Origin of the sequence: Chitinophaga terrae (ex Kim and Jung 2007), assembly GCF_900107795.1 — a bacterium.
GTDB lineage: Bacteria > Bacteroidota > Bacteroidia > Chitinophagales > Chitinophagaceae > Chitinophaga > Chitinophaga terrae.
Genome location: NZ_FNRL01000041.1, coordinates 1 through 14,645, shown reverse-complemented (window position 1 = coordinate 14,645; position 14,645 = coordinate 1). Strand labels below are relative to the sequence as shown.

The following is a 14,645-nucleotide window of genomic DNA, read 5'->3' as shown; positions in this document are numbered from 1 at the left end:
TTGTGCTTGCCATCTTAAACACAGAGATCAGATATTTGTTCGGGGTTACTTATTTGCGACCGCCAAAAAGGTAACCTACAGAAACACTGAATACCCTGTTTTTACTCTTTTCATCGGAGCTATTCTCCTGGCCTGAATAAATTTTATTAAATCCTATGCCATATTGCGCTGCAATGAGGAAATTGCTGATTTCAGCACCCACCTGAACGTTACCGCCCCAGTCGAAACGCCTTAACTTATTATAGGCGGTGTTAGGATCGTTGTTGAAAGGAGTGTCGTCGTCCCATTTAATGCTGCTGGAGGTAGTGGTTGTAACGCCTGCCAGTACGGTTTCATACTTTTGTTTACCGGCAACCCCAAAAGCAAAATAAGGACCGACGCCGGCAAACAGGCTGGCCTGTTCGCTTAACGGAAGTTTAGCCACAAAGTTCAATGGGATCTCTATATAAGAAGGGTTCAGCGTATATTTCGCATATGGATTAGTGGTAGAGTTACGATCGCCTGTTTCCAGCTTGGTACCCTTTGTCGTATAGAAAACTCCCGGCTGAAATGACAAGATCCTTGGAACTAACGGCAGATCGGCAATTGCACCGATATTAAATCCGGATAAGGATCTGCTATCTTTTGTTTCACCTGTATTACTAATGGTTATGTTAGACAGGTTCCATCCACCTTTGATACCCACCCGGGCCTGTGACATTGCAACTGCTGAAAAGCCTAAAGCCACCAGTGTGGTAAAAATCATCTTCTTGATCATAGTCGTTGGTTTTATGGTTCACTTGCCAATATTCCAAGACTATGCCAAAGAAACGTTAATTTTTGCTAACTGATTGAATATCAGGTTCGGCCGCGGCATATATTCCACGATCTACACGCTTAATTCTACAATTTTGCGTTATCTTTTTTAGCGGTATTCCTGTCCAAAAACGCCTGCAACTGCTCCACACCCAGTTTTTTAGCTACAATTTTTTTCTTTTCATCCAGTAAATAGATCATGGGGGTACTATAAACGTCGTATAGGCGTCGGTAGTTCGTAGCAGCTTGCGGCTCATAGCCGTGTACCCAGCCTTTCAGGTTATGCTCCCGGATGAATTTCAGCCATTCGTCCTGCGTTCCTTCCGTTTTAATACCGATCATTGACACGCCTTTATTTTTCCAGCTTGCCTGGTAGGCTGAATCCAACCTTGGTATTTCAGTTTTACAGTGGCCACAGGTAGGGTCCCAGAATACTAATACCGTGTATTTTCCGGGGGTTTTATAGAGAGATTGCAGATGTGCTGTAGTATCCTTGAAATCGAGCTGGGCTGCCTGCTTGCCGATCAGGTTGGGGGCAAGTGCATAGGCCCGGTCTATGATCTTGTTCAACTGGTCTTCCTTCAGCCAGAATGCATCTCCAGCTACATAATATTTCTCTACCAGGTGTACGAAAACCGCATCCATACCCATATACGGCGAAGTTTCGTATTGATAGGTCAGCCACCAGAGAACAAATTTGAATGTTTCTTTGCTTTTGCGTGTACGGGCCAGCAATGCATCGCATTCAGGAATAATAGAATCGGGCACCGGGGCTACCAGCTGGTTAAAATACTTTGCCAGCTTGCCTTCCAGGATTGGCGTACGAACCAGCCTGTCGCTTTGCAGGTCTACATTATCCCAATAATGCCCCTTGAAGTAATGGTAGCCAAAGAGCGAATCGCCCTTGGGTTGTTCTTTGGGTACTTCTGGTTCTTTCATTGCCAGGAACATAGTAGCGAGTATGGTTCCCGGATGTTCTTTGATAAAGTTGCTCCTGAACTGCTGGATTTTGTCGCCCAGTTCTTTCTGCAGGGGAGCCGCTTTTGCAGAATCGGCAGCCGTTTTTGCCGCCGCCAGCTGCTGCTGGATACCCCTGCTTAGGGCCTCCTGCTCGGCCAGGAAACGGTTGTAAGAGAGGAACAACTCATTGTCGGGACTATTCTTATAAACTGTTTTCCGTACCAGGTCTGTGGTATCAATGGAAACGCTGAAGGTTTGGTGTTTGTCGATTAATGTTTCTATGTATTGCTGTTTGCCAGGTAATACTACCAGGTAAATGCCGGGGAGCAACTTTTCTTTCCCTTTCAATATAACCTGTCCGGACTGGGAAACATCAGCAGAGTCGGCGAGGTAAGTGGCTTTTCCCATGTAGTGAGCCAGGTAGAGTTTTCCGCTGGTATAGTTCTTCAGTTGGATAGTGATCTGGTAGCCCTGGGCGTGCAGTTGAACAGCACCGCTCAGAATGGCTACTAATAGTATAAATATCTTACGCATATTATTTAGGAGCAATATGTAAAAATAAGGCTAAAAAGTTAATTCGGGAAGTTGATTCTCCTGCTAATTACGGGAATTCTGTTAAAGGATTCAGCATTTACAGTTACCTTTGCAGCCGTGAGGAAAAAAAATGTAGTATTAGAAAATGTACCTGTTACTGCCTATGCGGCAGAAGGTAAAGCCCTGGCCCGTTTGGACGGAAAAGTCGTTTTTATAGAAGGGGGTGTTGTACCTGGTGATATTGTGGATGTGCGCCTCAGCAAAAGCAAAAAAGACTGGGCGGAAGGGAAAGCTATCCATTTCCATAGCTATTCCGAAAAACGGGTAACTCCTTTTTGCCAGCATTTTGGCGTCTGCGGAGGCTGCAAATGGCAAATGCTGCCTTATTCCCAGCAGCTGGAATACAAACACCAGCAGGTAACTGATAATCTGCAACGGATAGGAAAGTTAGCCTTACCAACGATCGATCCTATACTCGGAAGTGAACACACCGTGCATTACCGCAATAAACTGGAGTTCACTTTCAGCAATAAAGCTTTTATTACAAACGAAGAGATCCAGGCCAATAACGGGGAAATACCGGTAAAACCAGCCCTGGGCTTCCATGTTCCCAAACTGTTCGATAAAGTATTGAATATCGATACCTGCTATTTAATGCAGGAACCGGTAAACCTCATTAAAAATACCATCAGGGAATATGCTATCAAGCATGAGCTGACCTTTTACGATATCCGTGCCCAGCAGGGCTGGTTGCGCAACCTCGTGATCAGGCTTTGTACCACCGGTGAAATAATGGTCAATCTCGTGATCCATCATGAAGATAAAGCGACCAGGATAGCGCTGCTCGATCACCTGATCAAAACAGTTCCGGCTATTACAACGGTTTTATATACGATCAATCCCAAAGGGAACGACAGCATCTTCGACCTCGATCCAAAGGTTTACTACGGTAAAGGATATGCGGAGGAGAAGCTGGAAGACTTTACATTCAAAATAGGTCCGAAATCTTTTTTCCAGACCAATACCTACCAGGGAGAGGTTCTTTACAAAGTGACCCGCGACTTTGCAGGTTTAACAGGTAATGAAGTGGTTTATGACTTATATTGTGGTACTGGAAGTATTGGTATTTTTGTTTCCCGTAAAGCAAAAAAGGTAGTTGGTATCGAGTTGATCAAGGAAGCCATTGATGATGCAAAGGAAAATGCGGAAAGGAACAATGTAACAAATGCCACATTTTTTGCAGGCGATGTTGTAGATATTTGCAATGACGAATTCTTTGCCCACCATGGCCAGCCGGATGTGATAATTACAGATCCGCCAAGAGCCGGGATGCATGAAAAACTGGTGACTAAATTGCTGGAAATTGCTGCACCCAAAATTGTTTACGTCAGTTGTAATCCTGCCACGCAAGCCAGGGATCTGGCCCTGCTGGATAGTTTATATTCGGTTGAAAAAGTTCAGCCGGTAGATATGTTCCCTCATACGCACCACATTGAGAATGTAGTGTTGTTGAAAAAAAGAGTTTAATAACTAGCAACAATGAACGAGTACAGGCCCGGAAGATTTCAGTACCTCCCGTTAGTGATCAAAAACCTGATGATCATCAACGGATTGGTTTGGTTAGTGCAAATAACCCTGTTGAACAGATTTGGTTACGATCTTAGCCGTCCCTTAGGTTTACACTACTGGGGATCAGAGTTATTCAGACCGCATCAATTTGTAACGCACCTGTTTCTGCACGACCCGAAGAATATTACCCATGTGCTCTTTAATATGTTCACATTGTGGATGTTTGGCGCTACGCTGGAAAATCTCTGGGGGCCCAAACGTTTCCTGATCTTTTACCTGGTATGCGGCCTAGGTGCAGCGCTATGCCACATGGGAGTACTGACATACGAGAACATTAATCTTACAAAGTATGCCCAGGCATTTCTGAACGACCCAACCTATACGAACTTCGCCCGCCTGGACAATAAATTTGATATTGGCAGCAGCTCTTCATTCAGTATGGAAAGCCTGAAAACTGCCTTGCAATACAACAATCCCCAGGCCGTTGATATAGCTGTGGCCTACGTAAGGGAATATGTGCTGGAATACAGGAACACAGCCACTATAGGCGCTTCCGGCGCCGTATACGGTATCCTGTTCGCCTTCGGATATCTCTTTCCAAATGCCTACCTGTATCTCTACTTCCTGTTCCCTATCAAGGCTAAATATGTGGTAGCATTCTTGATACTGGCAGAATTGTGGTCAGGCATTCAGAATTCAGCCGGCGACAATGTCGCTCACTTTGCCCACCTGGGAGGAGCGCTTTTTGCTTACCTGTTGTTACGAGGCTGGACCAAACGCCGCTCCGATTTTTATTAATCAGAGCGTTTTTAAGCGTATTTTTGTACTGAAAAAATTTGTACCATGCAAGCGCTGGATAAAGAGAAATCCCACCTCTCTCTAGGAGAAGGAAGGAATATGGTTACACAATTGATCGTCGTCAATCTCACTATCTTTATCTTCCTGTTTTTCACATTAGTGATCTATCAGATCGAACAGGTAGGAGAACCAAGATTTTACCAGGACATTGTTACCTGGCTGAGAGTACCGGCAGATCCGAATATGCTGTTGAAGAAACCATGGACGCTTATCACTGCCATGTTTACCCATCTGAAAGTACTGGATATTTTCACCAACATGATATGGCTTTGGTGTTTTGGCTCCCTGTTGCAGCAGGTAGCAGGCTATAAACGCATTTTACCGTTGTACTTGTTCGGGGGGATCTGCGGGTTCCTGACATTTGTTATCGGAACGCAGGTATTCCCCGCTTTTCATAATTCAGAACCCGTTACCGGTGCAGCCGGAAGCATCATGGCAATTGCTATAGGCGTTACCTATTTTGCACCGAAATACAAGGTGTTTCCAAGATTGGGAGGCGGAATTCCTGTTTGGGTCATCACATTGGTTTATGCCATACTCTCGTTAGGCACACTTTATACATCAAAACATGCCAGCCATATTCCTGAATTGGTGGGCGCAGGACTTGCAGGGCTTGTATATATGTGGCAGTGGAAAAAAGGAAGGGATCTCGGAGCCGGCTTCAATAATGCACTGTTTAAAGTAAGCCATGCCTTCCATCCCGCCGATGCGAAAGAAACTGCAGATGCATGGCATTCCAATTTCACGTCGTCCGGTCATTCAGACTCCCGGCTTCCTTACAGGAGGATCGGCAAAGTACCTGAACAGAAGCTAAACGAAATTCTTGATAAGATTAACAGCTATGGCCTATCTTCGCTCTCGCCTGAAGAGAAAGATACTTTGCTGAGAGCAAGCAAAACGGAATAAAAGCCTTACGGATATTATTAAAATTTATATTGATTCGGCAGCAATAAATTAATACTATTTATTGCTGCCGAATTTTATTTTAGCGCACTCATTTTGTTACCTCAAATTGCTTGTTACCTATGATCAAAAAGTATTTACATAAATGCCTGCTTTGGAGTAACGCGCTATTGGCAATGTTTCTCGTATTAAGCTGTTTTCTTCCTTATTTAAACCCTGCAAAATACTGGCTGACAGGATTTGCGGGACTGATATTTCCCTTCCTGTTCCTGGCCAACCTGTTGATCCTGCCCGTTTGGGTAATTATCAAACAGAAAAGACCACTGCTCATCACAGGTATTGCAACCCTCTGCTGCCTGCCCGCAGCGTTAACAACATGGGGGCTTCACTGGTTCCGGGATAACGATATCCTCCTACATACAAAAACAGATGGCTCGTTTACCGTAATGACCTATAATACCAGCAGCATGGGGTTGACGGCTTATGTTACCGACAAAAAGAAGGAAGCGGCTATCTATGATGTGATACTTAAGGGCAGCCCTGATATTCTTACGTTACAGGAGTTTTATACAAACGAGCAGCCCGGCAAAGAACAGCATATAGACAGCATCCGCAGTAAAGGCAATTATCCCTACCACTATTTTACCTGCGATAAGATACACTGGAACACCTGGTGCTATGGCATCGTACTGTTTTCCAGGTTTCCCATCATCAATGCACAGGCGATCCCCTGCGGGAAAAGCAAGGCAGGCAGCGGCAGCAGCTTTTTGCAGGCCGATCTGCTGGTGAACCACGACACCGTCAGGATATTTTCTGTACATCTCACTTCGTATATGTTTAACAGTGATGACTACAATAATATGAAGGCGCCAAAAGGCAAAGGGATCTTTTCCAAGATGCGCAATACCTTTTCCCGGCGGTCTGCACAGGCCTTGCAACTGAAAGCGCTGGTTGGGGAAAGTCCTTACCCGGTGATCGTATGCGGCGATTTTAATGATACGCCTGTTTCGTTCACCTACCGCACCGTAAGAGGCGGGCTGCAGGATGTATTCCTGGATACCCAGAAGGGATGGGGACGAACGCTTTCTTACCTCTCTCCTTCCCTGCGTATCGACTACGTGTTACCCGGAAAGAAATTCACAATACATGCCAGCAGCATCCTGCGGACTTACCCTTCAGAGCATTTCCCATTGATAGCCCGACTATCGTTAAAAAAAGATTAACTTTAGTACTTCAACAAAGTTGGAGGCATTGCGATTTTTAAGACTATTTACGAAAGGATTTTTTCTGATTTGCAACATCGCGGTGGTATTACTTTTTTTGGCTGCCTGCCTGGCACCCTATATCTCGCCGGCGTGGTTCTGGCCAATTAGCTTTTTGACACTGACTTTCCCTTTTCTGCTGGCGTTGGTGGTGATATTCCTGGTCTGTTGGTTGTTTTTCAATTATCGTTACGCCCTGCTATCGTTTATTGCCCTGCTGCTGGGCTGGAAATCCATTACCGCCTTCGTGGCTTTTAACCCGCCTAGCGGTAATAAACCGGTGAATGATGATGTCAGTCTTACTGTCATGAGCTACAATGTAAGCCAGTTTGGACTGTACCGGGAGCGCGACAGTAAATACAACCGCCAGACAATGTTTGCCATGATCAAGAAACAGGAACTGGATATCGCCTGTTTCCAGGATTTCTATACCTCCGAAAAAAAGAATGATTTTAATAACAGGGAAGAGATTTCGGAAGAGATGGGATTTCCTTACCGCTTCTTTTCCAGTGACTTTAACAGGAACGGAATGCAACATTGGGGTTCCATCATCTATTCCAAATACCCGATCATTGCATCCGATAAGGTAAAAATGAGCGTAGGACCGCGTAGCGAAAGCCTTATTTATGCAGATATAGTGAAGGGGAAAGATACGATCCGCATTATCAATATGCACCTCGAATCTTACCGTTTCAATGAAAAGGACTACAGTGCCATCCGTAAGATCAAGAACCAGGAAGACACCGGGCTTGTTGCAACCAAAAGCATAATCCAGAAAATGCGGGAGGCGTATATACGCCGCAGTCAACAGGCCGATATTGTAGGTAATTTTATCAAAACAAGCCCTTACCCGGTTGTTGTATGCGGCGATTTTAACGATACGCCTGCCTCTTATACGTATTTTACCATAAAAGGCGACCTGCGGGATGCATTTTTGAGTAAAGGACTGGGAATTGGTCGTACTTTTACCGGGCTGGCGCCAACGCTGAGAATAGACTATATCTTTGCGAGCAGGGATTTCCGGGTAAATAGTTTCAGAAAAATTAACTCTGATCTCTCCGATCATTATCCTGTAATTGCTAACTTAAGCCTGGTTGGCGATCAGCAAAACGATGACGTTGTAAAATAAACCAGTATACTCATTATGAAAATGTATAATACTTTTGTTGCTGAACGATGTTGTTCTCGGAGAATTGTCTTACCCGGAAAACAATATTTATCTTTGCAACCACCAAATTAAAACAGATGCCGGAACAAAACAGCTAATGGCATCGTCAGAACAAGATATGTCAGAACTTAAGATATATAATTCATTACATCGTCAGAAAGAAGTATTTACATCTTTACATCCCGGACACGTTGGTATGTACGTTTGCGGCCCTACCGTTTCCGGCGAATCCCACCTCGGCCACGCCCGTCCTTACATCACATTCGACGTCGTATTCCGCTATCTCAAACACCTGGGATATAAAGTCCGCTATGTTCGTAATATTACGGATGCCGGCCACTTTGAAGAAGAAGGAAGAGAAGCTGTTGACAAGATCTCCAAATTTGCGAAGATCGAGAAGCTGGAGCCAATGGAACTGGTGCAGAAATACACCAACCTATACCATTGGGCCATGCACCAGTTCAACTGCCTTGAACCAAGTATAGAACCTACCGCTACCGGTCATATCATTGAGCAGATCGAAATGATCAAAACCATTATTGAAAAAGGGTTTGCCTACGAAGTAAACGGAAGCGTGTATTTTGATGTAAAAAAATATGCTGCCAATTACGACTATGGTATTTTAAGCGGCCGGGTGCTGGAAGATATGCTGGAAACTACCAGGGAACTGGAAGGGCAGGATGAGAAACGCAACAAAGCTGATTTTGCCCTGTGGAAAAAAGCGCCGCCAGAACATATTATGCGCTGGCCAAGCCCCTGGGGCGAAGGCTTCCCGGGCTGGCATATAGAATGCTCCGCAATGAGCGCCAAATACCTGGGTTCCCAGTTCGATATACATGGCGGCGGCATGGACCTCCAGTTCCCGCACCATGAATCAGAGATCGCGCAAAGCGAAGTTGCGCATGGCGATATGATGGCCAAATACTGGATGCACAATAATATGATCACCATCAATGGTCGTAAGATGGGTAAAGCGTATGGAAATACCATTACCCTGACAGAAATGTTCTCCGGTACCAGCTCCCAGCTCGATAAGCCTTACAGCCCGATGACCATTCGTTTCTTCGTGCTGCAAACGCATTACCGCAGTACGCTCGACTTTTCCAACGAAGCCCTGCAGGCTGCAGAGAAAGGCCTGCAAAGGTTATGGAGCGCTTACGAAACATTACAGAACCTTACATACACCGGCGGAACCGGCGCTATTAATGAAGAACTGGACAAACAGGTTCGTACCTGGAGCCTGGAATGTGAAGAGTTCATCAACGACGATTTCAATACTGCCAAGGTACTGGCCAATTTATTTGAACTCACCCCGGTGATCAATTCACTGAAAGGCGGTCAGATAAAAATGCACGAGATCAGCGAAGATACTTTCAACCTGCTGAAACAAACCTGGAACACCTACCTGGTAGATATCCTGGGTATCAGGATGGAGTCGTACAACCAGGACGACAACAAGCTGGATGGAGTATTGCAAATGCTGATCGAAATGCGGAAGGAAGCAAAAAGCCGTAAAGATTACGCTACAAGCGACAAGATCAGGAACGAGCTGCTTTCTATAGGCATACAATTAAAGGATGAAAAAGATGGCACGGTTTCGTATAGCCTGCAATAAAAATTTCAGATCAGATCATGCACAAAGCACTTAGTATAATGATAGCGCTGGCACTCTTTGCCGGCGCTTGTCAGCAGCCCGATAGCAACAACAACGGTACAGACAGCACCGGAGCCAGCAAGGTAGATAAGATACCGGTAGCGGTGCCGGCTTTCCAGGCCGATTCTGCCTACGATTACATCGCCAAACAGGTAAGTTTTGGTCCGCGGATCCCGAACACCCCTGCCCAGCAGAAATGTGCTGATTGGCTTATCGCCAAGCTAAAATCGTATGCCGACACCGTTTATGTTCAAAGAACAACAGTGATCGGGCCGAATAAAGAAAAGCTTCCCTGCATCAATATTATAGGCAGTTTTAATCCGGCTGCCAAACAAAGGGTATTGTTATTATCGCACTGGGATACGCGCCCATGGGCTGACGAAGATGCTTTTGACAAAACGAAAAAGCTGGATGGCGCCGACGATGGAGCCAGTGGTGTTGGGGTGTTGCTGGAAGCAGCCCGTCAGTTCCGTCACCAGCGTCCTGAAGCCGGTGTAGACATCCTCCTGGTGGATGTGGAAGACTATGGATCTAAAACCGACGAAAACTCATTCTGCCTGGGTACGCAATATTGGGCTAAAAACCCTCATATCCCCGGATATAAGGCCAATTACGGTATCTTATTCGATATGGTAGGCGGACGAGGCAACCAGTTCTTCATGGAAGGCGTTTCCAAGCAATACGCAGGACCGCAAATGAAAATGTTCTGGGATGTAGGCAACCAGTTGGGATATTCCGATTTCTTCCGCTATGAAGATAACGGCGCTTATATTACAGACGATCATGTTCCTGTAAACACTATTGCCAATATCCCAACGTTTGATGTGATCGCCTTGAAGCAGGACAACAACTTTGCTACGCACTGGCATACGCAGAACGACAATATTGATGTAATAGACCGGAAAACCCTGAAAGCGGTTGGGCAAACACTGTTGCAGGTGATCTATAACCAGCCTTTTGCTTATTAGGATGAGGGGGTAATGTTATTTGGAAAGGAGGCCGGCAGGTCTCCTTTTTTGTTTTCTGCGTGCCGGCTACAGCCATTTCAAAAATCCCATTGTATTGTGATTTTCGCTGCAAATACTCACTATGTAAATACAATGCGTAGCATTTGCCTAAATTAGTGCTATGAATGTGCAGGGAAGCATATTTGACGATGAGAATGTAATCAGGATTACGTTACCGGACGGGGAAATGGACTTCTACCCACAATTCTTTTCCGCCAGGGAAAGTGATACCTATTTACAAACATTAATGGATACACTGGCCTGGAAACAGGAATCACTAAAACTTTACGGCAAAGAAGTACCGTTCCCAAGGTTAATGGCCTGGTACGGTAATGCAGGCACGGCATACAAATTTTCAGGAAATACATTTATTCCTGATCCTATGACACCGGAACTAACGGAAATAAAAGACAGGATCTCCCCTTTTAGCGCTCAAACTTTTAATAGTGTTTTAGCTAATCTTTACAGGAATGGAAATGATGCGATGGGATGGCATGCAGACGACGAACCGGAACTGGGGAAAAACCCTGTTATTGCCTCTGTGAATTTTGGAGCTACCAGGAAATTCAGGTTACGCTATAAAAGTGATCACCGCCAAACTTATGAACTGGCGCTGACACACGGCTCCCTGCTCGTAATGAAAGGCACACTCCAGGAATACTGGGAACACCAGATTCCTAAAACCAAACTGCCATTATCCGAAAGGATCAACCTTACGTATAGGCACATCACCCCATAAAAAGTTATATCGCTATGAAGAACCTTGTTTTATTAGTCGGAAATGACATCAATAACCTGTCTTGCGGTTTAAGTTGGAAAGACCTGTTACACGACATCCTTAACTTTTGCCATGCCGGCGACCAGATCGAAATTGATAAGAACAAACCGTTTCCGCTTTTGTATGAAGAAATATTCCTTACCGCCAGCAGGCAGGGAAAGATCAGGGAAAAAGACCTGAAATCCTTTATCGCCATCAAAACTGCGGAAATAAAAGCAAATCATTTACACCAGGCAATCAGGGACCTGCAACCGGCGCATATCCTGACCACGAATTATGAGTTTACCCTGGAAGGTTGTATCCCATTTGAAAATACCAGTATCATCAACGAGAAGTTTTATAGCATTTTCAGGAGATACCAGGTAGAAAACACCACCTATTGGCATATTCACGGCGATTGCCTTAATCCTATGAGCATCAACCTGGGCTTTGAACACTACGGAGGTCAGTTGCAGCTGATGCGGAATTACGTGGTAAGCGGAACTTTCTATTCCAGCAAAGAAGTGCCAAAGGCTTCGCTACTGCGCCGGATACATACCAAACAGGTTTATTACCATTCCTGGATAGATCTCTTCTTTATGAAAGATATCCACATATTCGGATTGTCGCTGGATTTCGTGGAAACAGATCTCTGGTGGCTGCTGACTTACAGGGCAAGGCAAAAATTTCACCACAAGAACATCCCGGTTCATAATAAGATCTATTATTATATACCGGAAGAATATGTTGCCAGCTCTAAGTACAAGCTCGACCTGCTAATGGCTAACGACGTTACCATCATCAGCCTTCCGGGAAGCGATAAAGGGAAATACTATGAATCCATTATCCAGCGTATCGGGAATAAAGAATTGCAATTAACCTAATACTTTAAGTATAAATGTTTCATTGAAAGTAACTTATCCGACAGCATATCCGTTCAGTAACTAACAACCATTAAGTAGTCATTATTGCTTAATATGGCACAGTAAGGTAAACCTCACGCAGTTTTTGGTTGTTAGTTACTTGACTAAATCTATTAAATTATGCTGATCGAATTAGCAATTAGCCTTGTTACCGCCTTTATGGCTCCTGTTCAGGAAAAGCAGGGACCTGTTAAAACTGAAATCATCTTTGTAAAAGAATCTAAAGCTCCCTGTACTGGTGTTGCCCCAATGGAATGCTTGCAGATCAAACGGGCCAACGATAAAGACTGGGGTAACTGGTATGGCGAGATAGCAGGCTTCCACTACGTACCCGGCTACAGGTACAAACTGAAAGTAAAGGTTACACAGAACGATAATCCGCCAGCCGATGCATCGGCTATTCAATATACCCTTGTAAGGATACTAAACAGAACTAAAACCAATGGCGCCACCAACAGCAAGGATGGCAACGCCGCTTTCTCCAGGCGCTGGACGTTGGTAAGAATGAATGGCAATGGATACAAAGACTCCGGTATCTGGATGGAGTTTGACACCCAACAACAACGCGTACACGGCCGCAGCGGCTGCAATGGCATGATGGGAGCCTATACCGTTTCAGGGAACAACATTACCTTTTCCAGGACCGCCGGCACGCTGATGGCCTGCCCCGACACCAACCTAATGCGCCGTGAATACGAGTTCATGAAACTGCTGGGCGATCAGACATTCCAATACCAGGTTTCCGGTTCAACCGTAACGCTGTCTCAAAACCAGCAGCCAGTGCTGCAATTCAGGTTAGGGAAAAAAGGAGAAAATCCGATCCAGAGCGGTAAACATCAAATGATATTGGGAGGAAAAAAGTGGGTGCTTAATAAACTGAATGATACCGACATTAAAAATTCCGACGGAATGTTCCTGCAGTTTGATCCGCAAAAGAAACGCTTCAGCGGTAAAGGCGGATGTAACAATGTTTCAGGCGCCTATAGCAGCACCGCAACCAACATAACATTCAGGCAGGCAATCAGTACAAGAATGGCTTGCCTGGATAATGATGCCATGAAAAGAGAAAATGATTTCCTGAAAACATTAAGTGATAAAACTTTCCGTTACGAGATCGTCGACAAAGTACTGAATTTCTACGACACCAATAACAACCTGGTAATGCAATTCACCGAAGAATCAAATCCCCCGGTTGCCAGCGGCAACACCCGTGAATGGGCATTTATCGGCAGCCGGAAATGGAATGTCATTAAGCTTAATGATGAAGTACTTAGTAATGCCGGTATCTGGTTGGATTTTGATACTGACAAAAAACGGTTTAACGGGAAAGCCGGATGCAACAGCATCGCCGGTAATTATACTACCAACAATGATGAAATTACATTTTCCCGGACGATCAGCACGCGCATGGCATGCCCCGACCCTGCAGTAATGAAGAGGGAATCCGCTTTTATAGCTTTGTTGAGTGATCGTACTTACCGATATGATATTGCCGATCAAACACTGAACCTTTACGACAAGGAAGGAAAAATTGTGATAATGTTCGGAATGCAAAGTAAATAAGCCCCCGTTACAATGGCATGATATCAACTGATATCATGCCATAGAGGGACTCTTATCAACCTTAACTAAAACACTGTGACTACTACTATTAAAGGCTTGCCAGGTCTTTATGGTAAGCAAACTTCATCGCATTGGAAGTATCCTTACCAACAGTTACCACAACAGGAACAATAGTTGCATGTTGCGCCGGCACTTGTACTAAAATATAATTAGCATCCGCCCGTAAGATCTGGGCAGTAACACTACCGAATTTAACCTGTGTCAAATCCTTGTCTGCACTGAATCCATGACCTTTGATCAACAGGACATTACCTGCATCTCCTTTCACGATCGGCATTTCATTGTCAGAATGGATCAAGTTGAATAATTGGGGGATTAGGTAAAAATTAAGCATATAGTTTGGTTAACCTGTAGAGAAAAAATTCAACGTCCCGTACTCCTCTGAGTGCATTTCTGAAGGACTTTATCTTGGCATTGAAAGATTCAGCAGCGGCGTTAGTTGCCCGGTTATTGAAGAAGTTGAGAATACCTAGATAATGAGTTCTCATAGTCCTGGCAACAGTTTTAAAAGATAATATTCCTGCTTCTTCTACGTCGTTATACCATAGGGCTAATTTTTTGAATGCATCCTCTTTACATTTACAATTTCTGTAAATTTCACCCAGTCGCAGGGATAGTTGGTAGGATTTATG

General features: G+C 44.7%; 14 protein-coding genes. 10 read left to right on the top strand and 4 right to left on the bottom strand.

The features are described 5' to 3' along the window. Positions 1-49: 49 nt before the first annotated feature. The gene (locus BLV62_RS26450) at positions 50-757 is read right to left on the bottom strand and encodes a porin family protein (protein ID WP_089765898.1); all 708 of its coding nucleotides are present in this window, start codon (positions 755-757) and stop codon (positions 50-52) included. A gap of 125 nt (positions 758-882) precedes the next feature. Next, positions 883-2,289, bottom strand: a complete 1,407-nt coding sequence (locus tag BLV62_RS26445; RefSeq protein ID WP_089765896.1) for a TlpA family protein disulfide reductase — start codon at positions 2,287-2,289, stop codon at positions 883-885. Positions 2,290-2,406: 117 nt separating this feature from the next. Between BLV62_RS26445 and rlmD the strand changes: the two genes are divergently transcribed. The 10 genes from rlmD to BLV62_RS26395 all read left to right on the top strand — a co-directional run bounded on the left by rlmD (position 2,407) and on the right by BLV62_RS26395 (position 13,953). After that, entirely contained in the window at positions 2,407-3,816 is a 1,410-nt protein-coding gene (gene rlmD, locus BLV62_RS26440; RefSeq protein WP_089765894.1) for a 23S rRNA (uracil(1939)-C(5))-methyltransferase RlmD, read from the top strand. A 12-nt stretch (positions 3,817-3,828) separates the two neighbouring features. Next, a complete protein-coding gene (locus BLV62_RS26435) occupies positions 3,829-4,656 on the top strand; it encodes a rhomboid family intramembrane serine protease (RefSeq protein WP_089765892.1) in 828 nt (275 codons plus the stop codon). Positions 4,657-4,701: 45 nt separating this feature from the next. Beyond that, a complete protein-coding gene (locus BLV62_RS26430; RefSeq protein ID WP_089765890.1) occupies positions 4,702-5,622 on the top strand; it encodes a rhomboid family intramembrane serine protease in 921 nt (306 codons plus the stop codon). Positions 5,623-5,741: 119 nt separating this feature from the next. Next, a complete protein-coding gene (locus BLV62_RS26425) occupies positions 5,742-6,842 on the top strand; it encodes an endonuclease/exonuclease/phosphatase family protein (protein ID WP_089765888.1) in 1,101 nt (366 codons plus the stop codon). A 154-nt stretch (positions 6,843-6,996) separates the two neighbouring features. Then, on the top strand, positions 6,997-8,010 hold the full coding sequence (locus BLV62_RS26420) for an endonuclease/exonuclease/phosphatase family protein (protein ID WP_139170410.1): 1,014 nt from the start codon (positions 6,997-6,999) through the stop codon (positions 8,008-8,010). 157 nt (positions 8,011-8,167) lie between these two features. Continuing rightward, positions 8,168-9,664: a cysteine--tRNA ligase gene (gene cysS / locus BLV62_RS26415; protein WP_089765933.1), complete on the top strand. Its 1,497-nt coding sequence runs from the start codon at positions 8,168-8,170 to the stop codon at positions 9,662-9,664. Positions 9,665-9,681: 17 nt separating this feature from the next. Continuing rightward, entirely contained in the window at positions 9,682-10,671 is a 990-nt protein-coding gene (locus BLV62_RS26410; protein WP_089765884.1) for a M28 family peptidase, read from the top strand. Positions 10,672-10,831: 160 nt separating this feature from the next. Continuing rightward, positions 10,832-11,449 carry an alpha-ketoglutarate-dependent dioxygenase AlkB family protein gene (locus BLV62_RS26405; protein ID WP_089765883.1) on the top strand — a complete coding sequence of 206 codons (618 nt, stop codon included), beginning with the start codon at positions 10,832-10,834 and terminating at the stop codon, positions 11,447-11,449. 14 nt (positions 11,450-11,463) lie between these two features. Then, positions 11,464-12,351: an SIR2 family protein gene (locus BLV62_RS26400; RefSeq protein WP_089765881.1), complete on the top strand. Its 888-nt coding sequence runs from the start codon at positions 11,464-11,466 to the stop codon at positions 12,349-12,351. Positions 12,352-12,510: 159 nt separating this feature from the next. Then, positions 12,511-13,953: an META domain-containing protein gene (locus tag BLV62_RS26395; protein ID WP_089765879.1), complete on the top strand. Its 1,443-nt coding sequence runs from the start codon at positions 12,511-12,513 to the stop codon at positions 13,951-13,953. Positions 13,954-14,041: 88 nt separating this feature from the next. Here the strand turns inward: BLV62_RS26395 and BLV62_RS26390 are convergent, their stop codons facing one another. Further along, on the bottom strand, positions 14,042-14,311 hold the full coding sequence (locus tag BLV62_RS26390; protein ID WP_168928052.1) for an IPT/TIG domain-containing protein: 270 nt from the start codon (positions 14,309-14,311) through the stop codon (positions 14,042-14,044). Positions 14,312-14,339: 28 nt separating this feature from the next. Next, on the bottom strand, positions 14,340-14,645 hold a 306-nt coding region (locus tag BLV62_RS26385; protein WP_139170409.1), incomplete at its 5' end, for a transposase.

Excerpts from the sequence above, each read along its gene's own strand:
- BLV62_RS26400 (WP_089765881.1), top strand. The coding sequence starts at position 11,464 with ATGAAGAACCTTGTTTTATTAGTCGGAAATGACATCAATAACCTGTCT.
- BLV62_RS26395 (WP_089765879.1), top strand. The coding sequence starts at position 12,511 with ATGCTGATCGAATTAGCAATTAGCCTTGTTACCGCCTTTATGGCTCCT.
- BLV62_RS26450 (WP_089765898.1), bottom strand. The coding sequence starts at position 757 with ATGATCAAGAAGATGATTTTTACCACACTGGTGGCTTTAGGCTTTTCA.
- BLV62_RS26405 (WP_089765883.1), top strand. The coding sequence starts at position 10,832 with ATGAATGTGCAGGGAAGCATATTTGACGATGAGAATGTAATCAGGATT.
- BLV62_RS26430 (WP_089765890.1), top strand. The coding sequence starts at position 4,702 with ATGCAAGCGCTGGATAAAGAGAAATCCCACCTCTCTCTAGGAGAAGGA.
- BLV62_RS26435 (WP_089765892.1), top strand. The coding sequence starts at position 3,829 with ATGAACGAGTACAGGCCCGGAAGATTTCAGTACCTCCCGTTAGTGATC.
- cysS (WP_089765933.1), top strand. The coding sequence starts at position 8,168 with ATGTCAGAACTTAAGATATATAATTCATTACATCGTCAGAAAGAAGTA.
- BLV62_RS26425 (WP_089765888.1), top strand. The coding sequence starts at position 5,742 with ATGATCAAAAAGTATTTACATAAATGCCTGCTTTGGAGTAACGCGCTA.
- BLV62_RS26410 (WP_089765884.1), top strand. The coding sequence starts at position 9,682 with ATGCACAAAGCACTTAGTATAATGATAGCGCTGGCACTCTTTGCCGGC.
- BLV62_RS26445 (WP_089765896.1), bottom strand. The coding sequence starts at position 2,289 with ATGCGTAAGATATTTATACTATTAGTAGCCATTCTGAGCGGTGCTGTT.